The 26,107-nt window shown below is 39.4% G+C and carries 22 protein-coding genes; 13 read left to right on the forward strand and 9 right to left on the reverse strand.

What is annotated here, in order from left to right; translation table 11 throughout:
* Positions 1-34: 34 nt before the first annotated feature.
* The 10 genes from K2F45_RS01980 (at position 35) to K2F45_RS02025 (ending at position 15,305) form a co-directional block, all read left to right on the forward strand.
* Positions 35-1,663: a DUF6377 domain-containing protein gene (locus K2F45_RS01980; RefSeq protein WP_248932964.1), complete on the forward strand. Its 1,629-nt coding sequence runs from the start codon at positions 35-37 to the stop codon at positions 1,661-1,663.
* 256 nt (positions 1,664-1,919) lie between these two features.
* Complete coding sequence (locus tag K2F45_RS01985) at positions 1,920-4,898, forward strand: SusC/RagA family TonB-linked outer membrane protein (protein ID WP_248932965.1); 2,979 nt, start codon at positions 1,920-1,922, stop codon at positions 4,896-4,898.
* Between the two features lie 11 nt (positions 4,899-4,909).
* Positions 4,910-6,427 carry a RagB/SusD family nutrient uptake outer membrane protein gene (locus K2F45_RS01990; RefSeq protein ID WP_248932966.1) on the forward strand — a complete coding sequence of 506 codons (1,518 nt, stop codon included), beginning with the start codon at positions 4,910-4,912 and terminating at the stop codon, positions 6,425-6,427.
* Positions 6,428-6,506: 79 nt separating this feature from the next.
* Positions 6,507-7,979 carry a glycoside hydrolase family 30 protein gene (locus tag K2F45_RS01995; protein WP_248932967.1) on the forward strand — a complete coding sequence of 491 codons (1,473 nt, stop codon included), beginning with the start codon at positions 6,507-6,509 and terminating at the stop codon, positions 7,977-7,979.
* A 57-nt stretch (positions 7,980-8,036) separates the two neighbouring features.
* The gene (locus tag K2F45_RS02000; RefSeq protein WP_088159983.1) at positions 8,037-9,374 is read left to right on the forward strand and encodes a DUF5125 domain-containing protein; all 1,338 of its coding nucleotides are present in this window, start codon (positions 8,037-8,039) and stop codon (positions 9,372-9,374) included.
* Between the two features lie 197 nt (positions 9,375-9,571).
* Positions 9,572-9,949 carry a hypothetical protein gene (locus K2F45_RS02005; protein ID WP_075990767.1) on the forward strand — a complete coding sequence of 126 codons (378 nt, stop codon included), beginning with the start codon at positions 9,572-9,574 and terminating at the stop codon, positions 9,947-9,949.
* 414 nt (positions 9,950-10,363) lie between these two features.
* Positions 10,364-11,269 (forward strand): hypothetical protein, encoded by a 906-nt coding sequence (locus K2F45_RS02010; protein ID WP_248932968.1) that lies wholly within the window; start codon positions 10,364-10,366, stop codon positions 11,267-11,269.
* Between the two features lie 5 nt (positions 11,270-11,274).
* Positions 11,275-13,263 carry a TonB-dependent receptor plug domain-containing protein gene (locus K2F45_RS02015; protein ID WP_248932969.1) on the forward strand — a complete coding sequence of 663 codons (1,989 nt, stop codon included), beginning with the start codon at positions 11,275-11,277 and terminating at the stop codon, positions 13,261-13,263.
* Between the two features lie 22 nt (positions 13,264-13,285).
* Positions 13,286-14,134, forward strand: a complete 849-nt coding sequence (locus K2F45_RS02020; RefSeq protein WP_075990770.1) for an MbnP family protein — start codon at positions 13,286-13,288, stop codon at positions 14,132-14,134.
* Between the two features lie 148 nt (positions 14,135-14,282).
* Positions 14,283-15,305 (forward strand): cytochrome-c peroxidase, encoded by a 1,023-nt coding sequence (locus tag K2F45_RS02025; protein WP_248932970.1) that lies wholly within the window; start codon positions 14,283-14,285, stop codon positions 15,303-15,305.
* A 7-nt stretch (positions 15,306-15,312) separates the two neighbouring features.
* On the opposite strand, the gene folP is transcribed toward K2F45_RS02025, so the two are convergent.
* Genes folP through K2F45_RS02045 form a run of 4 tightly spaced genes read right to left on the reverse strand, consistent with a single transcriptional unit; the run spans position 15,313 to position 18,090 of the window.
* Positions 15,313-16,155, reverse strand: coding sequence for a dihydropteroate synthase (gene folP / locus K2F45_RS02030; protein ID WP_248932971.1), 843 nt, complete (start codon positions 16,153-16,155; stop codon positions 15,313-15,315).
* Between the two features lie 32 nt (positions 16,156-16,187).
* Positions 16,188-16,667 carry a DUF4920 domain-containing protein gene (locus K2F45_RS02035; RefSeq protein ID WP_145327265.1) on the reverse strand — a complete coding sequence of 160 codons (480 nt, stop codon included), beginning with the start codon at positions 16,665-16,667 and terminating at the stop codon, positions 16,188-16,190.
* A 1-nt stretch (position 16,668) separates the two neighbouring features.
* A complete protein-coding gene (locus K2F45_RS02040; RefSeq protein WP_075990774.1) occupies positions 16,669-17,247 on the reverse strand; it encodes an L-threonylcarbamoyladenylate synthase in 579 nt (192 codons plus the stop codon).
* Positions 17,248-17,271: 24 nt separating this feature from the next.
* Complete coding sequence (locus K2F45_RS02045) at positions 17,272-18,090, reverse strand: 2,3,4,5-tetrahydropyridine-2,6-dicarboxylate N-succinyltransferase (RefSeq protein ID WP_075990775.1); 819 nt, start codon at positions 18,088-18,090, stop codon at positions 17,272-17,274.
* A gap of 400 nt (positions 18,091-18,490) precedes the next feature.
* Here K2F45_RS02045 and K2F45_RS02050 point away from each other — a divergent pair, with 400 nt between their 5' ends.
* On the forward strand, positions 18,491-18,901 hold the full coding sequence (locus K2F45_RS02050; RefSeq protein WP_088159990.1) for an RNA-binding S4 domain-containing protein: 411 nt from the start codon (positions 18,491-18,493) through the stop codon (positions 18,899-18,901).
* Positions 18,858-19,943 (forward strand): isoaspartyl peptidase/L-asparaginase family protein, encoded by a 1,086-nt coding sequence (locus K2F45_RS02055; RefSeq protein ID WP_248932972.1) that lies wholly within the window; start codon positions 18,858-18,860, stop codon positions 19,941-19,943. Before K2F45_RS02050 ends, K2F45_RS02055 begins: the two co-directional genes overlap by 44 nt.
* A gap of 121 nt (positions 19,944-20,064) precedes the next feature.
* On the opposite strand, the gene ytxJ is transcribed toward K2F45_RS02055, so the two are convergent.
* From ytxJ to K2F45_RS02080, 5 genes are all read right to left on the reverse strand, one after another.
* Complete coding sequence (gene ytxJ, locus K2F45_RS02060; protein ID WP_201670052.1) at positions 20,065-20,403, reverse strand: bacillithiol system redox-active protein YtxJ; 339 nt, start codon at positions 20,401-20,403, stop codon at positions 20,065-20,067.
* Between the two features lies 1 nt (position 20,404).
* Positions 20,405-21,145 (reverse strand): hypothetical protein, encoded by a 741-nt coding sequence (locus tag K2F45_RS02065; protein WP_145327259.1) that lies wholly within the window; start codon positions 21,143-21,145, stop codon positions 20,405-20,407.
* Between the two features lie 287 nt (positions 21,146-21,432).
* On the reverse strand, positions 21,433-21,921 hold the full coding sequence (gene ribH, locus K2F45_RS02070) for a 6,7-dimethyl-8-ribityllumazine synthase (RefSeq protein WP_075990779.1): 489 nt from the start codon (positions 21,919-21,921) through the stop codon (positions 21,433-21,435).
* Positions 21,922-22,009: 88 nt separating this feature from the next.
* Complete coding sequence (locus K2F45_RS02075; RefSeq protein WP_046674761.1) at positions 22,010-22,681, reverse strand: tetratricopeptide repeat protein; 672 nt, start codon at positions 22,679-22,681, stop codon at positions 22,010-22,012.
* A gap of 78 nt (positions 22,682-22,759) precedes the next feature.
* Positions 22,760-24,733: a polysaccharide biosynthesis protein gene (locus tag K2F45_RS02080; protein WP_349681397.1), complete on the reverse strand. Its 1,974-nt coding sequence runs from the start codon at positions 24,731-24,733 to the stop codon at positions 22,760-22,762.
* A gap of 85 nt (positions 24,734-24,818) precedes the next feature.
* Here K2F45_RS02080 and K2F45_RS02085 point away from each other — a divergent pair, with 85 nt between their 5' ends.
* Positions 24,819-26,030, forward strand: a complete 1,212-nt coding sequence (locus tag K2F45_RS02085; RefSeq protein WP_075990781.1) for an alanine dehydrogenase — start codon at positions 24,819-24,821, stop codon at positions 26,028-26,030.
* The last annotated feature ends 77 nt before the right edge of the window (positions 26,031-26,107 follow it).

Here is a 26,107-nt window from a genome sequence, read left to right on the forward strand (position 1 = left end):
AGTTTAGTCTACACTATCTTGAACCGATTTTATTATGTTGCAGCGTATTTTTCTTTTTATTCTTTTCGCACATTTTGGTCTTTACCTATCTGCACAAGTGGCTTCCGATAGCACCCGGGTTTTGCAACGATTGGAATATCTGATGGAAAATCAGAAAATTTACATCAAGAACCGTGAAGATAAATTGGAGAAATTAAAACAGGAGGCAAAAGCATTAGAAGGTAATCCCGCTCAATTTTTGAAGAAGAACTACGAAATCTTTGAAAATTATAAGAAGTTTGATTCTGACGCAGCGCTTACTTATATTTTACTGTGTCAAAAGCTCGCTCCACCGCATAATGACTCCTTGCAGGCAGTGATTCATCTCGATTTGGCCTGGGTGTATTCCACCATCGGACGGTATATAGAAGCTTCACAATTGTTGAAGCAAGTCGAGTCTGCTCATCTTGGCCAGGATCTCCTGGCAAAATATTACGATACCTACAGCTCCTTTTATAGTCATTACGGTCAGAGCAATAATCGGTCAGAATATTACCAGGCAAGTGAAAAGTATCGTGATTCCTTGTTAACGGTACTACCAAAGTCGTCCTTGGAGTATCGTACCACCATTGCGATAAAAACACTTTTTAACGGTAATCGTGAGGACGCTAAAAAGCAATTACTGGTCCTTTGGAATGAGAATAAAAAGGATATTGAGCAACGCGCGCTGATCGCCTATTTTATGGGGCTCATTTATAAATATGAAAAGGATACGAAAAGTCAAATTTACTACCTTTCAATATCGGCCAGTGCAGATATTGAAATGGCAAATCGTGATAACGCATCTTTTCATGATCTTGCGCTAACATATTATGACCAACAGGATTTTGATCGCGCTTTTCAATTTATTGAAAAAGCCATAGACGATGCGATGTTATGTAAAGTACGGTATCGCATTATTGAGGGGACCTCTTCTTATCCCATTATCAATGCCGCCTATCAGCAGAAAATCAGTAGTCAAAATCGACAATTGGTTGGACTGGTCATTATCGTTAGTATTTTATTGATCGGTGTCATTATTGGACTTGTCATTATCTATAGACAGGTGCAACATTTGAGAAGGATACGGTCGGAATTATCGGCTACAAACCAACAACTTCGCTCATTGAATAACGAAATTAACCAGACTAACCTTAAATTGTCGGAATCCAACCATATTAAAGAAGAATATATCGCCCAATTCTTTGACATGTGCTCGAGTTACATCGATAAAATGGAAGATATCAGAAAGGCATTACTGAAAAAAGCGACGAATCAGCAATGGGATGCACTGCGGGAACAGTTAAAGTCAACGCAAATGGAAGAAAGGGAAGTGCAGCAGCTTTATGTTAATTTTGATCGTATCTTTTTAAATCTATATCCAACCTTTGTTGATGAATTTAATGCACTACTTCAGGACGAGGAGAAGATCTATCCCAAAAAGACAGAGTTGTTAAATACTGAACTTCGGATTTTCGCATTAATTCGATTAGGGATCGATGATTCCGTGAAGATTGCAAGTTTCCTGCGATACTCGCTTCGAACGGTTTATAATTACAGAACAAAAGTACGGAATAAAGCCGCGGGAAATCGTGATGCTTTCGAGACGGCTGTATGTCAGATTGCGGTGATCGACCGGGCATAAAATGTGCTATAATACCCGAAAATTAGCTATGTTAAAGACAATTGTACGCTCCTTTAGGTACTTTTTAAGGGTGTATATTTTTTATAGATATCTTGTTTTTAGTTGTTTATATTTTTTCTTCGGTACTTTTTAAGTACTAGCTCTTTTTTCTCCGTCTTGGTGATCTTAGTTTTGTTTTGAGCAATGAAGCAGGGGAAACTCATTGCCATTTTGGAATAACCAAAAGATTAAACAATAACCAATTTTTTTATTTCATATGATTTACTTTACACGAAAAGTTGCCTTTTCAACGGGGTTAGCTTTCTTGTTTACTTTGGTGAATTTGGTGTTTGCCCAAGACCGAATTCAAGTTAGTGGACGTGTCTTGGATGCCCAAGATCAGAAACCACTCTCAGGAGTAACCATTACACAAAAAGGAAGTAATAACGCAGTCTCCAGTAACGGAGATGGACGTTTTCAAATTTCAGCTAGCACGGGCAGTATACTCCAATTTACTTTTGTTGGCTACGACAGTAAAGAACTACCTGCCAACAGTACCATGATTGTCCAATTAAATTCCTCAACCAATTTGCTGGAGGATGTTATTGTAATCGGTTATGGTAGCGTGAAAAGAAAAGATGTCACGACTGCAATCTCTTCAGTTTCCACCAAAGACTTAGAAAAGAGACCCGTTACTAATTTTGGGCAAGCCATTCAGGGTAAAGCTGCCGGGGTCACTGTTATTCAGCCGAGTGGTCAGCCAGGTGCAGCACCTCAGATACAAATTCGCGGAATAACGTCTTTTAATAGTAATACCACTCCTTTGTATGTTGTTGATGGAGTTCCTGTGGAAGATATTAAGTTCTTGTCTCCGAATGATATCACAGATATTCAAATTCTAAAGGACGCGTCATCGGCAGCGATTTACGGCTCGCGTGGTTCGAACGGTGTTATCTTGGTTACGACAAAATCAGGAAAAGCCGGAGAAGCAAAAATTACACTGGGAACACAATGGACAGCCAATGTTGTCAATAACACGGTTAAAGTTTTAAATACCAGTCAATACAAAGATTTACAGGATGAAATAGGCATGATAAATCTGCCAGAGGGATTGTTGGATCAAACAGATTGGTTTAAAGAAACCTATAAGACGGGGATCCAACAAAATCATCAAATATCCGTTTCGGATGGCAATGAGAAGCTTCGCTATTATTTGGGTGGGGGATATTTGAATGAAAAAGGAACACTACAGGGATCCTTCTTTAGACGATATAATTTTCGTGCTAATATTGATAACCAAGTCCGAAAATGGCTAAAGGTGAATGCGAATATCAATTATTCCGATAACAATGATAATGGAATTACCTCAGGATTGGGTTCTAACCGTGGGGGGGTAGTTACATCGGTGATTACAACACCAACCTACGCGCCTGTATGGGATCCAACCAATCCGGATCGATTCTATAATAATTTCTATGGGATCAACAACATCACCAGTCCTTTGGAAAACCTAGCCCGGACAAGAAATAATAATAACCGCGAAAACCGACTTGTTGCCACAGGAAGTGCACTGATTTCTTTTATGCCTAATTTAACTTGGAAAACTGCGTTTTCATTAGATAGAAGATCAGGTGTGATGACGACCTTTTTGGACCCTTGGACAACAGCTTGGGGAAGAAACCAATTCGGGGAGGCTTCAGATATTCGTAATACAAATACCGTGTTGACTTGGGACAATTTCTTGACGTACACGAAGAGCTTTGGAAAGCATAATTTGGAAGTAATGGGCGGTTCGTCATGGACAGATTCCAAGTACTCCAGAAGCTATATCTATGGTTCAAACTATGCAAATGGAATCATTGAGACACTTAATGCGGCAAACAAAATCTCTTGGGATAGAACAGGATCTACAGCATCCAACTGGGGGATTATGTCCTATTTCGCCCGCGCAATGTATAACTACGATGGCAAGTATTTATTGACCGCAAATATGCGTGCCGATGGTTCTTCGAAGCTGAGTCCGGAACGTCGCTGGGGGTATTTCCCATCGGTTTCAGCTGCATGGAGAATCTCTTCTGAAGACTTTATGAAAGATGTAACCTGGATAAACGACTTTAAAATCCGTGGCGGATGGGGACAGACAGGTAATCAATATGGATTAGGTGATTATGCGTACCTGCAATTGAGTGGGATCCAACGTCAACAGTGGTTCGTTGAGGGAAAAGACAATTCATTGCCAAATATCAATAAGCCAACAATCTTAAGGGCGAAAGACTTGACTTGGGAAACGACAAGTACAACCAGTATTGGTTTTGATATCACGATGTTGAATAATCGACTCAGCATCAGTGCAGATTATTACAACAAGGATACGAAAGATCTTTTAATGAATGCAAGTTTGCCCGCAGGACAGCAAGCAACCACAATCCAAAGAAATGGTGGCAGGTTGAATAACCATGGTTTTGAATTTGCGGTAAATTCAAAAAATCTGACCGGAAACTTGACTTGGAATACCGATTTTAATATTTCTTTTAACAGAAATAAACTGAAACAACTGGATCTACAACAAGTGTACTACGATGTAAAGACAAACGATTATGTCAATGATTTTGTCGTGAAGAATGAGCCAGGAAGATCACTTGCAGGATTCTTCGGTTATATCTCTGATGGTGTAAACCCTGAAACCGGCGAACTCATGTACCGCGACTTGAATGGCGATGGAAAGATTTCATCGAGCGACCGTACATATATCGGTAATCCTCTTCCAAAGTGTGTCTATGGTATGACAAACAGCTTCTCCTGGAAAAATTTCGACCTCAGTATATTTATTCAGGGAACTTACGGAAACGATATCTTCAATGCGAGCCGCATGGAAACAGAGGGGATGTATGATGGCCGAAATCAAACTACTGTTGTATTGGATCGTTGGCGTGTACCGGGACAGATTACCAACGTTCCGAAAGCTGGGTTTGACATGAAAAATTCAACTTATTTTGTTGAAGATGGTAGTTATTTGCGGATGAAAAATGTTTCCCTAGGCTATTCCATTTCTCCCGAGAGACTGAAACGTATTGGTATCCATAAAATTCAGCCTTATCTATCTGTAAGTAATCTATTTACCTTGACTAAATATTCCGGTATGGATCCCGAAGTAAACCAATATTCCGGCGGATCTGATTCCAGAATCCAGGGTATTGATTGGGGAACCTATCCACAGAATCGTTCATTTGTTTTAGGTCTTAATATTGAGTTTTAATTGTCTGTATCATGAAAAAATATATAAGTAACGCTCTTTCTTTGCTAACCGGCTCTTTGTTTTTATTTTCTTGCTCTTTGAACCGTGATCCACTTTCAGATTATTCGGATGTTAGTCAAGGAAAGACAGAGACAGGAACGCAGATTGTTTTCAAGAACAAAGCCGAAGTTGAAACTTATTTGGCCGGAATTTACCAGCAGATGAAAGATCGGCAGGAACATTGGTATCTCGACCTCCTCTTGATTGGCGATTCGCACGCCGATAATTCCTATGCTGGAACAACCGGAGCGGAAGTTGTACCTTTTGAAAATAATTCTATTGAAGGGTCTAATTCTGTGGTTGACCGGGATTGGGGAAGATATCTGGAAGATGTTGGACGTGCAAATCGATTGATCATTTATGTGGATAGTGTCGCCGATAAATCGGTGAGCGATACAGAAATTAGGACTTATAAAGCACAAGCTAAACTATTCAGAGCATTGGCGATGTTTGATATGGTCCGTATATTCGGATCTATCCCTGTCATCACCACAATTGCACCCGATATTACCGGTGATAATGTCAATGAAGTTTATCCGCAATATTTTCCAAAACAAGCTACCGAAGAAGAAGCTTATAAGCAGATCGAAAAAGATTTGATGGATGGATTGGCTGATGCACCAGCCAACAATAATGGGAATAAAACTTTATTTACCAAATCCGTAGCACGAGCTATGCTGGCAAAGATCTATGCCGAAAAACCAATTCGCGATTATGCTAAGGTTATTCAATTTGTTGACGCATTGACTGCGGATGGTTTTGATCTGAATACCAATTACTCGGATTTATATGCAATGAATGCAAGCAACACCGATCTTGCGCAACGGAATACGAAAGAATCGATTTTGGAGGCACAGTTTACTTCAGGTGGAGGTAACTGGGCGACTTGGATGTTTGGACGGGATTTGTCCAATTATGATAATAACTTCACATGGGCAAAATGGATAACCCCATCACGGGATTTGATACAAGCATATACGAATGAAGGGGATCAGATTCGTTTGGGGCAATCTATTGTCTATTATTCCACTACTTGGAGCAACTATTATCCTTCCAATCATTATCCATTCATGTTTAAACTGCGGTCTGCATTTAATAGTATTGTCAAGCTTCGTTACGCAGATCTTTTATTGCTTAAGGCAGAAGCTTTAATTCAACAGGGATCAGATTTGTCCGGCGCAGCAGACATTATTGACAAAATTCGCACACGTGTTAAATTACCAAAATTGTCAACTGCGATACGTTCAAATAAGGATGCTTTATTAGATGCTTATTTGAAAGAACGTCGTCTGGAATTAGCCTTCGAAGGACAACGCTGGTTCGATCTTGTGCGCTTGGACAAGGTGGAATCTGTCATGAATGCGGTCTATGCAAAAGACGCTGGAAGAAAGGCACAGGTGTATCCCTTCACGAAGAACTCTTACCGTTTACCGATTCCGCAACCAAAAATTGATCAGAATCCTAATCTAGTTCAGAATCCGGGGTATTAATTGATTTAACAAGTGGAATCCCCCATCTGATGGATGGAGACAAATATATTAACAGATGAAACGTACTAATAAAAAAACTATGATATATACATTCTTGTTGTCCTGTCTAGTGACGGCAACATCTTGTAACCGTGACAGCTATACACCTTCGCAAGGTGATGAAATTAAAAAAAGTGGTGATGTTACCATTTATACGACGACAGGCAGTCGGTCTTTGGATTTTGGAAAGCGCTTTGTTGATTTCAGCTCCAAATTTAATATGTCGCCCAATACAATTACGCTAGATCCTACTAAGAAATTCCAGACGATGGACGGCTTCGGTGCAGCCATCACAGGCTCAACATGTTATAATTTAATGAAAATGAGTAAGGAAGATCGGACAAAATTCCTTACAGAGACTTTTTCAGATAAAGATGGAATGGGAATGAGCTATATCCGTATTGCTATTGGATGTTCCGACTTCTCTTTGAGTGAATATACCTGTTGGGACAAAGAAGGAAAGGAAAATTTTGGATTGCAGTCTGAAGAGACCCAATATATCATTCCGGTGCTTAAAGAAATACTTGCTATCAATCCATCCATAAAAATCATGGGCTCCCCATGGACTCCACCGAAATGGATGAAGGTTAACAACCTAACTGATTTAAAGCCCTTTGATTCATGGACCAGTGGTCAGTTAAATCCAAAATATTATCAGGACTATGGTTGGTATTTCGTTCAATGGATCCAGGCACTGAAGAAAGAAGGCATTAATGTTTATTCGATTACTGTTCAAAATGAACCATTGAATAGAAAAAATTCCGCTTCGCTTTATATGTCATGGCAGGAACAACAGGCTTTTGTCAAACAAGCTTTGGGCCCGCAATTAAAAGCGGCTAACTTATCAACAAAGATCTATGCATTTGATCATAATTATAACTATGATAATATTGCCGATCAGTCTGATTACCCAGTAAAGATTTATAACGATGCCGGAGCAGCTTCATTCTTCGCCGGAGCGGCGTACCATAATTATGGTGGGGATAAAGCTGAACTTATTGATATTCATAATCAACGCCCAGACAAGGAATTGGTATTTACGGAAACATCCATTGGGGAATGGAATGATGGACGCAATCTTGAAAAACGTTTGATGGAGGATATGCGTGAAGTGGCTCTCGGTACAGTGAACAATTGGAGTAAGGGGGTTATTGTATGGAACCTGATGCTTGATACTGACAAAGGGCCAAATCGCGAAGGTGGCTGTCAGACATGTTATGGCGCCGTGGATATTAGTAAGGCAAATTATAAGAATATAACGCGCAATTCGCATTACTATATTGTTGGTCATCTTTCTTCGGTTGTCAAATCAGGAGCCTCGCGGATTGGTACTTCTGGGTATACAGCAGAAGGGCTAGTTTATACAGCCTTTCAAAATACAGATGGGACCTACGCTATTGTTCTGTTAAACGAGTCGGAAGATAGCCGTAAAATTACCGTCGCAGACGGTAAACATCATTTTAGCTATGATGTGCCAGCTAAATCGGTTGTTTCTTACCGTTGGACCTATTAACTGGAGGATGATAAACCCTAAGCGCTATCACATTGATAGCGCATAAATTATGAACAAATGAAAAGATATCTCATCAATATACTATTGGGAACTGCTGCTATTACTGCAGTTAGTTCCTGTAAAAAGGATGAAAAATATACCTATCAAATAGGGGATCCTAAAATCGAATTGAAATCGCCTATCTCGGCTGCAAATTTTGGGGATAGTCTCGAGTTTCAGGTCCATGTGTCGGATAGTGAAGTTGCGCTGTCTACTGTTAAAGCACAATTGTATTTTACAGACGACAAGGTAACAGAAACCGTCATCCGTACCAAACAAAATGGAGACTATGCTGGAAAAATTTATGTTCCGTTCTTGAAAGATATTCCCGATGGAAAAGCAACCCTTAAGTTTGTCGTACAGAATATTAGCCAAAAAATGACCGAACAATCTTTTGATATTAATCTGAGCAGACCCGACTTTCCATATTTAACTTTAGTCACAGAATCCAAATCCTATCGCATGGAAAAGGTAGGGCGAAACCAATATGCGGCAAAAGAAAATTTTGCAGCTGAGGTAAAAGGCTATATTCAAGCGCCAAAAGTAGGTACACAAGGTAATGCGATGAATTTTGGTTGGGTCAATAATGTTATTAACTTGGGGTCTACCGCTGAAATTCCTTTTTCAAATTCGACTTCTGGTGTATACCCGATTCAATTTAATACATTAACATTTCAGGCATCTCCATTTATTGTTGTACTGCTAAATGGATCGCAGTTCAGTCGACTGGATGATAAACATGCTAAAGTTGAACTCGAGCTGGCTCAAGGGAAAACGACGACTTTTGAAGGGATTGCGGATCTGCAAGATTGGTGGATCGATCCAGATTTCTTTACCAAAGCGGCCGATGGAACCCTATCGTTTAAAGGATCAACTGGAAAATACCGTGTTACCGCAGACTTTAACTTAAAATACTTTGTAGTTGAGGCGATGACAGGCAATGATTTGGCAAAACTCCAAGATGATGGATCTGGGGCTGTCTGGATTATTGGTGAGGGAATTGGAAAGCCTAAAGTATCCAGTAACCAAGTGGGCTGGAATACGGATAAAGCACTTTGTTTGGTGCCGCTAGGTAACAAGAAATACCAGATAACTGTTAAGGCAGGAGAGTCCATAAATTCTGATAACATCAACTTCAAATTTTTCCATCAAAAAGGATGGGGCGGTGAATTTGGGGGTACAGATGTGACAACCTCAAATGATATCGTCTTTGTGGGGGATGGCAAGAATGGTCGTGATTCAGGCAATCTGGGTATCAAAACGGGCAAAGTTTTAGAGGCAGGTAAAACCTATGTTTTTACATTGGATTTAACTGCCGGCAATAAGAAAGCTGTTTTGACAATTGCATCAAAATAATTAAAATTGAGTTTTATAAGTCCTAGGTAGTAGTCTGCCTAGGACTTTTTCTTTTAAATAGCATTTGTTTATTCCAAGATTCATTTGTTATATTTGCCCAAACTCAAAACGAATTAGCATGAGCTCGATTTGGTAAGTTTACAAGATAAAGAAGTAATCTTAAGGATGTAAGCTGCTATTGAGAATAAAATATTCGAATGAAAATCAGACTGTTTATATGGATTCTATTACCCTTGATGCTCCTGCAGAGCTTCTCAACGGTATGGCTATGGACCGTCTTCGAGTTGAATCGAGATTATATCGCACGTTACGAATGTATCAATCGTTTTAACGATAATGCGCTTGCCTGTCGAGGCCAGTGTATTTTGATGAAGAAAATGCGCGAGCATGAGGAAAAGGAACAAAAAAATCTTGAATTACGTATTATTGATGTTGTTTTTATAAATAATACGCAAGATTTTACTTTTAAAAACACGGCTCTTTATGAAGACACTGTGGAGCGCCTGCTTCCAGTATATAAAGAAGATTATTCCTATAATCCCATCTTTACAATATTTCACCCCCCTTTGGTTTAAATCCAGTTAATATTTTATTTGATTAAGTAGTCGATCACTTAAGATGGATTACAAGGTATGCTAAGATTTCCTTCGCGTTATAATTTCGCTGTGAAACTGCTTTTAGTGATGCTTTGTCCATAAAATCGATCTTTCGGTTAAGCTATTTATTCAATAACGATTTATTTCAATGAAACCTTCTTAATTATTTGGGCTACATCGCGGTGTGGATCCGAATCATTTGAATATTGATAATAGCTAATAATCTGTTTAATATCAGTATGATGGTTTCATTTCGCTAGAAGTTGAATGGAGCGCATCTATTACGATGAAATATATCCGTTCGTCACAATAGGATATCATTTTGATTTATTGCCTGAGTTCCGGAGCTCACGCAATAAATCGGATAGCTTCCTAACAAATGAAAAATTATAGATGAGAGATTTATTTATAAAAAAAGTGGTTTTTTATAGCGCGATTATATCCTTTCTCCTAATCGCTTGTACAAAGGAGAAAACAGACTATGAGGCAGAACGTGGAAATACTGTAGCGGAGAATACGGAGTTTAAAGAGGTTACAAGCCTTGTTTCGTCAGGGTATAGTATTCGTATTGAGGCTCTAGGTGGGGTATTGTATCGCGGTTATAATGATATCCGCGTAATAATCAATAAGCAGCAAAATAACGAACCTGTCGCCGTTTCCTCAGTCAAATTGCTTCCAGTCCAAACCAATGTGCAAGGAATGAAAATTGTTTGTCCGCACCAGTCCGAAATGGACTACACGTTGGATGGTCGCTACTTTTCGGGTTACAGTGTGTTTACAGATGAAAGTTCTGCAGCAGTAAACTGGAGTTTGGAAATCGATTTTACAATTGGTGGTCAGACCTTCACCGCTACACAACATGTAACTGTGAAGCCGCAGGTAAATAAAAATCGTAACCTAACCACTTTCACTGGGAAAGATGGCGAACAGTATTTAATCGCCTTGATTGCTCCTTGGAAACCAACTGTTTCTGAAAATAAACTGGTCGCCGGGATTTATAAGTTGGACGCTGCACAATTGTCTTATACGGCGGTCAATGAATATACCTTACAATTGGATCCGCGTATGCCAGAACCTTCGATGGGGAACCATTCTTCGCCCAATAATAAGGACTTGGTACAACAGGCCGACGGATTGTACCATGGTGTTGTGAATTACACAATGACAGGTAACTGGACATTGAATTTTATTTTGGTCAACCAAAATGGAAGGGTAATAGCAGGAACAGAGGTGCCCAAGGACTTTACACCGGGTGTAGAAGGTCGTAAAAGTGAGTTATACATTGATATTCTATTCTAGAGGCTATGAGGAAGATAAGTATTATTCTCTTTATGTTGTCTTTGGGATGGAACGTACACGGACAAAACAATCCTGTTACCCGCGATACAACGAGACGTCTAGCCGAGGTTACAGTCAATGCAGCTGCCAAAAAGAGGATTGAAAACGATCTGAAGATGACAGTTTCTGTGGATGAATATTTGGCTTCTGCAAGTAATATCAGCTTCATAAAACGTGGTGCCTATGCTTGGGAACCCCTGCTCAATAATATGAGTAGCGAGCGTTCGACAATTACGATCGATGGGATGCATGTCTTTGGAGCATGTACGGATAAAATGGACCCGATAACCTCGTATGTAGAAAGTAATAACCTTGCTGCAATAGATATTAAATCGGGGCAGGAAGGTAATCTGCATGGTGCTACGGTCGCTGGCAGTATAGATCTGAAAAGAAGGAATACTGCGTTTGGTCTGCAGAAAAAAATTGGCGGAGCCTATCAGACAGGTTTTGAATTCAATAATAAGCAGACTTTCAATCTTGGGAATTTATATTACTCAAGTGACAAATTTGTGGCAGATGGAAGTATTGCCTTTCGGAAGGCTGGAAATTATTATGATGGAAATGACGATGAAGTACGGCATTCGCAATATAATAAATTCAATGCGTCGTTGGGTTTGGCCTATAAAACGAGTCCGCTTTCTGCTGTTCGGGTAGATGCTATTTTTGATCGTGCAAAAGATGTGGGATTTCCTGCTTTGCCAATGGACTTATCCTTATCTAGAGCGATTATCACTTCCGCTGCATACAAACAGTTGTTTGAAGAGGGTTTGGTAAAGGTATGGGACACCAAAGTTTATTTTAATGCAGTTGAGCACTATATGGATGATACGACCCGTCCGGAAAATTTGGTCCATATGGATATGCCGGGCTGGAGTACGACCTACGGTCTTTTATCTAAAATTAATCTGCAGAAAGATCGCTATTCTTCGGAGATACAGGTAAATGCTTACGATAATCTCTCGATAGCTGAGATGCGGATGTACCCGCAGGATCGATCCAAACAGACCATGTTTGCCTATAGCTGGCCATGGGTGACCACCCGTTTCGCGAGTGTAGCCATGAATAACGCGTTAGATCTTTCTGATATCAGTAGACTTGTCTTTGGAGGTTCATTGGGTTTGAACTATAACTATTCGAAATACGTTGAATTCAACTGGATCTTCCATCCTGGTTCTCCACAGAAGAAAAATAGATTTCTGCCGAGCCTACATGCTAGCTATCAGTTAAATATTGGTCAGTTTGACTTTTCCTTAGGAACAGGGTTTGGGCATCGTGCTCCCTCTGTTTCGGAGGCTTATGGTTATTACATTTACAACAGTTTCGATCGTTATGACTATATCGGAAATCCGGATTTAAAAAATGAAGTTTCTTATGAAGCCAATGCCAGTGCCGGGTTTAAGACCGGAAGGTTAAGCATTGGGGCCAAGGCCAATTATTTCTTTATCCAAGACTACATTATTGGCCGGATTTTGAGTTTGGGTAGCCCGATGAACTATCAATCGGTAGGCGTGAAAGGCTATACCTCTTTAGATCATGCGACTCTGTTTAATCTGGCACTCAATGCGCAATATCAAATTTTGCCAGGTCTAGATTGGAAAGCCGTACTTACCTACGCCAGAGGGCAAGACAATATGGGCGGAAACCTGCCTTTTATACGTCCCTTAAGTTATCAAACATCATTGCATTACCGATACAAAATGATCGGTGTGCAAACTTCAATGAACGGGGACTTTAGCCAGGTCAATTTTAGCCCTGAATACGGAGAGGACCAAACCGCATCCTATAAGATATGGAATGTTTCGGCAGACTATACCTTCACTATTGGAAAATTAAATGCCGTGTTTCAGGTCGGTGCGGAGAACCTCTTCAATGAATACTATAGTACCTATGCAGATTGGGGAAATATACCTCGCATGGGTAGGAATATTTTTACATCCTTAAAAATCAATTTTTAAATACCTTAAAACTTAGAATAAAATGAAAAAAAATGCAATTAAACTCCTGATGATTTCTTTGGTTATGGTTTCTTGTAGCAAAAGTGAAGATGTCGCCAACAGTGTTAACTTACATTTCAACAATACATTTAAAAATACAACAATTGTGCTGGGTAATGCAGATTCACCAGCTGCCTCGACAAATACATCAGCCAGTGGACAACTGCATCAGTTTTCTGAACTGAAGTATGTAATTAGCAATATCAGGCTTATTAAAGCCGATGGATCTGAAATCCCTTATAATGTAAATGATCTGGATAAAGGGGCTGCAGTGATTGATCAGGCGAAAGCGGCAACTTTAAATTATGTGCTGAGTAATATACCTGTTGGAGATTATAAACAGATCAAATTCGGTTTGGGGGTAAAACAGGAAATAAATACGTTGGATCAACTGAGATTCCCAGTTTTCTATGCAACAGCAGGGGCTAATGACACCAAAATGCACTGGGAATGGGGGACAGGTTACCGATTTACGAAATTGGAAGGCTTTTATGGTGCTGATCATAAAGAGTTGTCTATTCACACAGGAAGTACGATCAACGGAACAAATGGTGATGAATCCACTTATAAACAGGGGGTAGATGCTTATCGGGATATTACGTTGAATTTACCTTCCTTAGTTACTGTTGGAAAAAGTGTACCACAGATTAATATCAAGGCGGATTTCGATAAGCTCTTAAGCGGGAAAACGAATACCATTACATTGGGTGCCAACAATGCTGTGCCTAGTATTCATTCTGCAGTGGAAATGGTGAAGTTTGTTGATAATCTCGGTGGTAACGGTAGCAGTGATACAGCTGGGATGTTCACTGTTGAGAGTGTTTCTAACTAAATTTTACGTAAATGGCTATGATCTTGAATGAGGTTGTAGCCATTTGCTGAAAATACGTTGTGCATAAAAAAAAGAACGCCGTCTGATTGTACCATGATTTTCGAATGTGCATTCTGAATATTCATCAGCCATTGATAAAAATAAAAGGATGAAAAAAGTCATCTTAATCCTGACAGTTATAGTGATTGCTTTATCCTGTAGTAGGGATGATATCGTTGAATCTACGCAGGAAGACAACCCAACAGTCACGTTCAGTATTCCTGCGGATTTTCCGAGTCTGAATAATACATTTAATAGCAATAAGCCAACAAAGTATGGTGTTGAATTGGGTGAAAAGCTATTTCATGAAAAAAGATTCAGTGGAAATAATACGATATCATGTGCCAGTTGCCATAATCCCTCATTGGCTTTTTCCGATGGAAAGATGCAGGCAGTGGGTATAGATGATCGTGTCGGATTTCGGAACACTCCACCTTTGCAGAATTTGGCTTTTATGAAATTTTATAATTGGGATGGCAATATACTCGAACTGGAAAAGCAACCTTTAGTGCCAATTATCACGCATGAGGAGATGAACTCCTCTATTCTGGAGGTTATCGGTAAAATTAATGGGGATTTTGACTACAAAGTATTGTTCAAGAAGGCTTTTGGCGATGAGAATATTACACCTGAACGAATTTATAAAAGTATTGCGCAATATGAGTATACCTTAATTTCGGCCGACAGTAAATATGATAAGGTAAAACGAGGTGAAGGGGAGCAATTCACGATTGAGGAAGAACGGGGGTATCAGCTGTTTAAGTTGAAATGTGAAAGCTGCCATGCAACAGAATTATTTACCGATCAGAGTTTTAGAAATGTAGGGTTTCCTTTAAATAAACATCCAGATGAGGCCGGGCGAGCACGTATCACAGGTATTGAAACGGACTATATGGCTTTTCGGGTACCTTCTTTAAGAAATGCGGAATATACAGCGTCTTATGGAAGTTTTGGGCAGTTCCCAACGTTGAAATCTGTCCTGGATTATTTTGACAAAGGTGTTTTGGATGCAGCTAACCTTGATCCGATTCTTAAAGAAAATGGCAAAAGAATTCCGATGACAGAAGACGAAAAAGAAGCTATCATAGCTTTTATTAAAACATTAAGTGATCCCAAATTTGTAGGCAAATAATGCTGATTTATGAATAGAAGAGATCAAGCAATTGTTTCGCTTCTTTCACATCATGTACGCGGAGAATTTGTACCCCTCTTTCGAGAAGTAAGGTATTTAAAGCGGTGGTGCCATTTAAAGCTTCTTGGGCGGTGATTCCGATTTTTTTATAAATCATAGATTTACGGGATATTCCGCCCAAAATTGGTAATTCGAAGTAGTGAAGTTCATTGACACGATAGAGCAACTCATAGTTCTGTTCGACTGTCTTTGCAAAACCAAATCCTGGATCAAGAATAATGTCTTTCACCCCCATACTTCTTAGTGTCGCAATGCGGTCACCTAAAAAGGTGGCTACGTCAGTTACAATATCTGTATAATCTGTTTTTTCCTGCATATTTTCGGGAATACCGCGCATATGCATGAGAATATAAGGAACTTGATATTTTGCTACCGTGGCGAACATGTTATCATCGAGTGTACCTCCCGAAACATCATTTATGATGTGCACTCCCGCATCGATTGCAGCAGCAGCAACGTCTGCCCTAAAGGTATCTATTGATAAAATAGCGTCAGGAAATGCAGTTTTAATTGCTCGAATAGCGGGAAGAGCTCGATCCATTTCCTCCTGAGATGAAATTAATGGAGCGCCCGGACGTGAGGAATATGCGCCAATATCAAGAATTTGAGCACCTTCAAGCAATAGCTTCTTTGCTTTCTCTACCGCAAGTTCGACGGTTGTATTGTCACCTCCGTCATAAAAAGAATCTGGAGTCACATTGAGTATCCCCATAATAATGGGCTTTTCGAAGGTCATTAAGGTACCATCGACCAGTATGGAGTGACAGGGTGAAATGTGGAATCTTTTCATCAGAACAATGCTAGGTTTGGTGTGAGAACGCCTTATTTGACAACCAAAACACCGTCAGCAATAATGCTAATATCTTTTTTAGGTTGTGTAATCTGGTCTATTTCAGACTGTGATTTACCAAGATCCTTTGCCGCATGTTGTAACGATGCTACAGAAACTTCCTTTTTCTTTGCGATACCCTCGACAACAACCGTTTTGCCGACAATGTCTGCTGGCATGAAGAAACCATAGTCTTTAAAACGGACGGTAATCGGCTCTTCGCCTTCCCGTTGCAGGGTCATGAAACAGCCTTTTTTCTTACATACCTCAACGACCTTGCCTGTCACCTTTCCGTTGAATGCGTTCTTTTGCGTGAGTTCTTTTTCAAGCTTTGCCACTGAAATCGCATTGGATGCAGAGATTTCTTTGCCATATTTTACACCAGGCTTGGCGGCGGGAATATCCTTTTGCTGTGCGAAAGATAAATTGGTAACAGCAAATGCTAATGCAAAAAATAAAACGATCTTTTTCATGCTATTTTCTAATAAATTCAAATTTACCACTTGGGTCCAGCTTCATGACAGTAGATGATTTCCCATCTGTTGTTACGTCTCTGTCATAGGCGACAATATAATCTACCCCATCTTTGATGGCATCAGCTATTTCATCAAAATCTTTCGCCGTTGGTTCACCACTGATATTTGCTGAAGTTGAAATTATCGGTTTGCGAAACCGTTGTAAAAGTTGTTCACAAAAAGGGTGCTTGACAATTCGAATGCCAATTGAACCGTCCTCAGCAATCGCATTGGGCGCAAGATTTTTGGCATTCGAATAGACAATTGTCAAGGGTTTTTCGGTGTATTCAATAAGTTGATAAGCCACATCCGGGATTTCATTTACATAACTTGCCAATTGATTGTCGTTGTGTAAAAGGACGATCAGACTTTTGGATTTATCTCTTCCTTTCAGCTGGAAAACTTTCTCCACGGCATCAGGATTGGTGGCATCACAACCGATCCCCCAAATGGTGTCGGTGGGGTATAGAATTAATCCGCCGTTTTTTAACGTCTCCAAGGCCTTATTCAAATCCTCACGATCTACGAATGCACTCATCTTATCTTTATACTAGTTTTAACTTTATACAGCTACATTATGATCACGTAGTGCATCATTTAATGAAGTCTTTTTGTCTGTAGACTCTTTACGTTGACCAATGATCAAAGCGCAAGGAACTTGATATTCCCCTGCCGCAAATTTTTTGGTGTAAGAACCCGGGATAACAACAGAGCGGGCAGGTACATAACCTTTATATTCTACTGGTTGAGGTCCCGTAACGTCGATAATTTTTGTTGACGCTGTCAATACCACATTAGCACCCAATACAGCTTCTTTCTCTACACGAATACCTTCTACTACAATCGCTCTTGAACCAATAAAAACATTGTCCTCAATAATCACTGGAGCTGCTTGTACAGGCTCTAATACGCCACCAATTCCGACACCGCCACTTAAATGTACATGTTTACCAATTTGTGCACAAGATCCAACAGTTGCCCAAGTATCCACCATGGTACCTTCGTCTACATAAGCACCGATGTTAACGTAAGAAGGCATCATAATCACTCCTTTAGCCAAATATGCACCTAAACGAGCAGAAGCCCCTGGCACAACACGTACTCCAGTGTGTTTGTAGTCTGTCTTTAATTTCATTTTATCATGAAATACAAAAGGACCTGCAGTCATTTCGCGCATATCATTGATTGGAAAATATAAAATAACAGCTTTCTTGATCCAGTCATTGACGTGCCATCTTGTACCGATCATTTCAGCGACGCGGATTTCACCGCTATCTAATTTCATGATAACAGCGCGGATGGCTTCTGTATATTCTTTATATTCTAATAATTGCCTATCTTCCCAAGCTTCCTCAATCAGTTTTTTAAGTGGCTCTACCATATTATTTATTTTCTTATTTGAATTAGTTTATTTTGATGTACAAACTTAGATAAAGTTGGACTTAAAAACAACTTTATCCATTGTTCCTTGCAATAGACTTTCCTGATAACAACAGCCTACCAAATTATGATCAACTTCTGACTCCAACCACAGTGTGTGCACAGTGAGTCCACGTTGAGTCCACCTTTTTAAGGTGCATTCACGCTACAGACATTGTTTTCACAACCCGCTTGCAGTCAGGAGTTGGTATGGATTTGATGACAACTTGTCCGCAATTAGCTATTAGACTCTTCCGGCGAACGGATGAAAGACGTTTTAAGTAAGTGAACTCAGTTTAATCGGAATTTTCCATAATTGCTTTTGGTTATAATGGTTCTAAAAATATAATTATTTTTGTATTATGGCTGGAACATCAGAAAAATTGAGAATTGATAAATATTTGTGGTCAATTCGCTTATTTAAGACAAGAACTTTGGCAACAGAGGCCTGTAAGGCAGGTCGGGTGAAACTAAAAGGCCAAAATATAAAACCCTCTTATGAAGTTAAGATCGGAGATGTATACCATGTCCAAAAGGGAATTGAGAAAAAAGTGGTGATGGTGACAGGTCTTTTGGAACGTCGTGTTGACGCCAAGACTGCTGTTCAATTCTACGAGGATCAAACACCTGTTGAAGAAACTGTAGGGTTTAAATCCGTATTTCATGCTCCTGTCCTAAAACGCGACCGCGGTACAGGGCGCCCTACTAAAAAAGACCGTCGTGAGATAGATGATTTACAATCTTCAGAATGGTGGGAGAAGGAAGATGAATAACCTCAAGATATGCGCCATGATAATTGTGGGAAGCCTGTTGGCAATTTCCTGTAAATCGTATCAAAAACCTGTGGCCATGACGGAGGGTGAATTTGTTTTGGCGATCCATGGTGGAGCGGGGACGATCTTGAAAAAGAATATGACAGATTCGATGGAGCAAGCTTATAGGATCGTCTTGGAGCAAGCGCTTCGTATCGGCTATCAAAAGTTGCAAGAAGGTAAATCCAGTTTGGAAGCCGTCGAATCTGCTATCCATGTTATGGAAGACTCACCCCTGTTTAATGCAGGGAAAGGAGCGGTTTTTACACATGACGGACGCAACGAACTGGATGCCTCCATCATGGAAGGTAAATCCTTGGCCGCAGGCGCCGTTGCAGGAGTGACGACGATCAGAAATCCAATCTCGGCAGCCAAGGCGGTGATGGAAAAATCTGAGCATGTTATGATGGTGGGTAAAGGTGCCGAAGAGTTTGCGAAGCAAGTGGGATTGACCATTGTAGACCCTTCTTATTTTTGGACGGAAGCACGTTGGGAAGCTCTGCAGAAAGTGAGCAAGGATGACAGTACACGAACACAACTAGATCACGATCAAAAACAAAGCTCACGCTTAGGCATCATCAATAAAGATGCTAAATTCGGTACAGTAGGGGGTGTTGCATTAGATAAGGCAGGTAACTTGGCAGCGGGCACGTCCACGGGAGGGATGACAAACAAGAAGTTTGGGCGGGTCGGAGATTCGCCAATTATTGGAGCTGGAACGTATGCGAACAATAATACCTGTGCTGTTTCCTGCACTGGATGGGGTGAATATTACATCCGCACCGTGGCGGCATATTCGGTGTCGGCTTTAATGGAATATAAAGGTGAACGTGTTGATCAAGCGAGCAGGCAAGTAATCGATCGGATTGGTGAAATGGGCGGTAATGGCGGCATGATCGCATTGGATAAAAATGGACATGTTGCTATGCCTTTTAATACCGCCGGCATGTATCGGGGTACGGTGACTAAAGACGGTAAAATAACAGTAGAAATTTATAAGTAGCCAATTCAGCTGTTTTCAGCTTCATAAAATATCCCAAGTGATCAATACAATACATGTTGAAGATCGCTTGGGATATTTTATGCTAACTATTTTTATTGAATAGCAGTTATGGCCTATTATGTCAAATTGCCGTTAGGTATTGTTCTATCTCATCAAATTGGATATCACCATGTGAAGCGTCATATAAACTGTCTTTTCCTTCAACAATCAGTATTTGAGGTGATTGATGTTCTACATTCCAACGTTGGGCAATCTCATTCGATAGTGGGCGGTAACGCAAAAGGTCTAAAAGATAAATCGCATAATCATGGTCTGAAGTAGCAGACATACGCTCAAGACTACGCTTAGCCATATTGCTAATACCACAAGTCGTGCTATGTTTAAAGATGGCTACAACTTTATCGGATTGATAAAGCTCCTGTAGCTGTTCTTCTGTATTTAATTCTATCCAATTAATCATATTATAGTTCTGTAAATTTTTTCTGTTCTACCTGTACAAAAGATGAAATAGAGGAGAATATACAACTCTTTTGGTCATTGCTTGTGGAATTGAAGAAACTGGGTAAACGTATCCCGTCGCCAATCTCCTTATATTTGCTCACTTCATAAGTGTTTTTTTCGCCCTTATCTGTGTATTCGTAACGCACAATCTCACCAGTATTTTGATCAATATAAAGCAAACCATCAATCTTTGAACCAAAGATAGGGGCTGACGAGCTGATATTTGCTATCGTTAATTTCTGTCCAGCACTGAAACTTTCCTTCTGGCTTTTCAGCTGCACATTCTTCTGTCCGATCAAGGTAGGCAAAAGTAGCAGATTGAGATCCGAAAATAGCTGATTTTTAATTGATTTCTTTAGCTCTGGCCCATCTGTAGATAAATTCCCTCCAATAAAGAGTTTGTCTGACCCTGGGTTTTTAAAATTAAACAGGTAGGTCACCTGATCCGTTCCCTTATAGCCATCAAATCGACATGCTCCAGTTGTTCTATTGAACAGGAACTTTCGTTCGTCGTTTGACAACTGGTCTGAGATGGTATTTCCCTTTGCTGAGAAAGCCAAAAACTGCAAAGAATCCCATTTTTCCTGGCCACCGATACTTTGCCAAATCTGCTTGTTTAGACTATCGTCTTGTGCCACTAGATCCAACTGACAAAATAACGTCAGTATAACGACCAAGAGTACATTCGATAATGTTTTCATAATCCTATTTTTTAAAGAAACAATCATCAAGTAATTCGTATCAAAATTGATCCTATGCAACTTCATCATTGCGTCATTGTCTATAAAACTACCGACTGTTGTATAACTGATTTACACTACAATCAAGACAATTCAATAACAATTTATTCTAGTGAAAAAATAAAAATCGATTAATAAGATAACTGAATATTTTATTAATCGATTTGTTTAAAATATAAGTACCTGAGTAATAAATCGTGCTCAGTAATACTTTTCATCATTGAATGGTAGGCAAAATTAATACCAAACTAGAATTTTTTGGCAATATGAGCCATTTGTATTGCTGTAATAGCAGCTTCTTCACCTTTATTACCATGTTTCCCTCCGGCACGATCCAATGCTTGCTGAAGGTTGTCCGTTGTTAATACGCCAAAAACAGCTGGTTTATTATATTTGAGCCCTACATTGGCAATACCATTTGCAACTGCATCGCAGATAAAATCGAAGTGTCTGGTCTCCCCCTGAATGACGCAACCTAAACAGATAACAGCGTCAAAACCCTGGTTTCTGAATGCGAGGTCTGCTCCTGAAATTAATTCGAAACTTCCAGGAACCTCTATGACTTGGATGTTGTTTTCCTTAGCGCCATGCTCTTCCAAGCCCTTTATTGCACCATTCAATAATGCACCTGTAATTTCTGCATTCCATTGTGCAACAACGATTGCAAATTTGAATGGACTTGCATCCGCAACCTGGATGTGCGAAAAGTCGGATAAATTTTTAATGCTACTTGCCATAATAGTAACAAAGATAGTGATTTTAGATGGTCACAAAAAAAGAGGCTATCAAATGGCCTCTTTTTATTATACTTTTACAATTATTCTCTTATAAATGTGCTTGTACACGACCCAATAAACCATCAATTGTTGAAGCTTCTTGGCTCTCTGGAAAATCTGTTTTAATCTTCTTGTAAGCAGTCTCTGCACTTTTATAGTCATTTTGTGCTTCATATACAAGTCCTAGTTTTTTCAAAAAGAGTGGAGTTGTATACGAGTTACTTGATTTTTCAGAAGCTTGCTTGTAATAGTCAGCTGCTTTTTTGTAGTCTTTTAGCTCTGAATAAGCATCACCTGTTAAACCAATTACGAGTGGGTCTAGAATTTGGCTTCCTGTTGGAGCATATTTTTCAAGCGCTTTCGCAGCTTCATCGAATTTACCTTGACGCAAATATAAACCTCCTAAATAGGCGTTTGCAATATTTGCAGATTTTGTATTGGAATACTCGTCCGCAATTTGTTTAAATCCAAGAAACGCACCATCGCCCATGATTGCTTTACTTTGTAAAGAATCAATTGTAGCAAGCTGTTCTGCTTTGTACATACGGTTCGAAGCTTCTTCTGCTCTTGGATCTAGATAAAGCTTTTGATATCCAAAATAAAGTAAGATCAATACAACGATACCACCTAAAATGAACACTACACTTTTTTGGTTATCTTGAAAAAAAGATCCTTTTGAAGGTTTGAAACCTTGATTTGTATTATTTGTGTTTTTAGACATTACTAATCAGTAAAATATGGATTGCAAAAATACACTTTTCGAGCAAATTTGCAAGTGTTTTGCAAATTTTAAAGTGAATTAACTTTGGTTTTCCGACTCATTCGATAGTTCAATTTCCTTGTCTAGCTGTTCGTAGATGGAATTTTTACTTTTGAATTCAGGTACAATAATTTTCATTTGATACACCACTTCGTTTTTGTTTTGTGTCGCTAAACGCTGTTGTAATTCTTCGATTTTTATACTTACAATATCATAATTATTTTCTCTGACTTTGGCGATCATGATCTTTTCGTGGTGCGTCGGCAAGGTATTCTCCAAATCATTTAATAACTCCTCATATAGTTTTTCACCAGGTCTTAATCCAGTGAATTTTATTTCAATATCTTCATTCGGTTTAAATCCTGAAAGACGAATCATTTTTTTAGCTAACTCAACTATTTTTACAGATTTACCCATATCAAATACAAAAATTTCGCCACCTTGTCCCATTGTTCCAGCTTCAAGGACTAGTCGACATGCTTCGGGAATGGTCATAAAATACCGCGTAATTTCTGGATGCGTAACTGTTACAGGACCACCTTTTTGAATCTGATCTCTGAATCGAGGGATAACTGATCCATTGGAGCCTAAGACATTGCCAAAGCGGGTTGTGATAAATTTGGTGTGCACAGTTGCCCCTAAGGAATTTTCCAAATGATTGTTTAACGATTGTACATAGATTTCTGCGATACGCTTTGTCGCTCCCATGATATTAGTGGGGTTGACAGCTTTATCGGTAGAGACAAAAACAAATTTTTCAACTTGAAATTCCACGGCTAAATCAGCTAGATTCTTAGTCCCCATGACATTGGTCTGTACCGCTTCCAAAGGATGGTTTTCCATCATTGGCACATGTTTGTATGCTGCCGCATGATATACATAATGCGGCTTGAAAGTATCAAAAAGTAATTGCATCCTTTTTGTACTTCGGACGTCTGCTATATAAGTATGATAAACTTGATTTGGAAATTCATCTTGAAGGTCAAGTTGGAGATTGTGTAACGGGGACTCCGCTTGGTCACAAAGGATAATCATCTGAGGCTCGTATTTTCCCAATTGGGATGCAATCTCACTACCTATGGAGCCTGCTGCCCCAGTAACTAAGATTCTTTTACCTCTCGTTTGGCTTAGGATGTGATCGTCGTTAATCTTAATCGGCTCCCTTTCTAGTAAATCTTCAATTTTTATTTTTTGGATCTGATTGGGGTTAAGATCACCATTCATGATCTTTTTAACAGGAGGGAGCGTTAATATGTTGACATTTTTTTCGAGCGCAACATCTGTAATTTCATTTTTACGGTCCGAAGGAATGTTGTGCGAAGCGATGATAACCTCCTCAACATTTAATGTATTGATCAGATGGCTGAACTTCTGCGAGGAATATATTTTGGTCCCATCAATTACCTTGTTGATTTTTTGTTCATTATCATCTAAGAATCCAACAATAGCATTTTTGGATCGTACATCATGGTCTAAAGTTCTTTTTACAGCAATTCCCAAGTCACCGGCACCGTAGATCAGTGTCTTTTTTCTGGATCCATTGACTTTTTTGGTGTATAGAAAGAAAATTTTAATAATTGTTCTATATACGGTTAAAATAAGAAAGGAGAAGAGTGCAAAGAAGATAATGAGTGCAGTTGGAATGTTTCGCTCTATCTCGTTTGCTTGGATCACTAATTTTATAACCAGGAGAACGAAAACACTAAATGTTATCGTTGATAATATACGTATTGAATCGATAGCGCTCGTGTAACGAACTATCCCAGTATACATCTTGAAGAGATAGAATGATAAAGAACATATGGCTATAAATAAAATGTAACGAATGCTAAAATCAATGTCGAGCAGAAAATCGAAGTTAAAATCATAGTAAATAACATTTGCGAGGAGATAAGCGATGGAAACACTAAAGATGTCCAATAAAAAAATGATCCACCGTGGCACTATATTGACTTTACTGAGCATGGTACTATATCTGATTAGTTTAAACAAATGTAGATAAATTTGTTTCATTCCAAAGCCGTGCCAAACCAAATTTATCTTCGTTTGATAAGATTGATTTTTTATTGTAATTTTAGCTAACTATCAATTTTACAAGATGAATGAGTTAGGAAAGCTTGCGAGTCAGGCTATGATTTCTCCAAAAGAGATGCTGTTTGAGAAGAAAAAGAATGCAAAAAGTTTATTTATAGGCATTCCAAAGGAAATCTCGCTTCAGGAAAAGCGGATCTGCTTGACGCCATTAGCGGTTGCATTATTGGTAGAAAATGGACACGAAGTCATCATTGAGACTGGAGCAGGTGCTGGAGCCAATTTTTTAGATCATCATTATAGTGAGCAGGGGGCTCGTATCGTTTCATCTCGGGAAGAGGTGTACCAAGCAGATCTGATCATTAAAGTTGGTAGCCCCATCCTTAGTGAAGTGAAGTTGATGAAAGAAAGGCAGCTTTTATTATCTTCTCAACAACCTTCACTCATGAACCTGGATGTACTAAAGGCGTTAATGCATAAAAAAATCACTGCAATTTCTTATGAATATTTAAGAGATGAGGGCGGTTGCCTAGCAGTGGTGCGTGCGATGAGCGAAATCGTAGGGGCAACGGCAACCTTAATTGCGGGAGAGTATCTGAGCAATGCATTTGGAGGGAAGGGACTGATGCTCGGTGGTGTGACAGGCGTAGCTTCCACAGAAGTCGTTATTATTGGCGCGGGCACCGTTGGTGAACAGGCTGCCCGAACGGCTTTGGCGTTAGGAGCAGAGGTAAAGGTGTTTGATAATTCGATTTATAAACTTAGACGCCTACAAAATAATCTTGGTAGTCGTGTTTTTACCTCCGTTATACAACCGATTATTTTAAACAAGGCCGTGATCAGTTCGGATGTTGTTATTGGTGCTTTACGAGCGCGTAATGGACGTTCCGCTTGTGTGATTTCGGAAGAAACTGTTTCTAAAATGAAACCCAATTCCGTTATTATAGATGTAAGCATTGATCAAGGAGGTAATTTTGAAACATCGGAGGTGACCTCTCACGATAAACCTATCTTTCGTAAATTTGATGTTATTCACTATTGTGTTCCCAATATAGCGTCTCGGGTAGCGCGAACAGCTACTTATGCAATGAGCAATATCTTCACTTCTATTTTGCTTGATTTTGCTGAACTTGGGGGACTGAAAAATGCAATTTGGAAGAATCCCGGTATTCGGAGTTCAATTTATTTATACCAAGGAAACCTTACAAATGTTGACATGGCCTCAAGATTTAATATGACGGCGAAAGATTTAGATCTTTTAGTTGTTTCTTCCTTATAAACCATGGATATCCAGCTCATGTTTGATTCGTTTTTTCTAGTATATGTAGTCTGGAGCTATCTTTTAAAATATCATTT

This window comes from Sphingobacterium siyangense (genome assembly GCF_023277505.1).
Lineage (GTDB): Bacteria > Bacteroidota > Bacteroidia > Sphingobacteriales > Sphingobacteriaceae > Sphingobacterium > Sphingobacterium siyangense.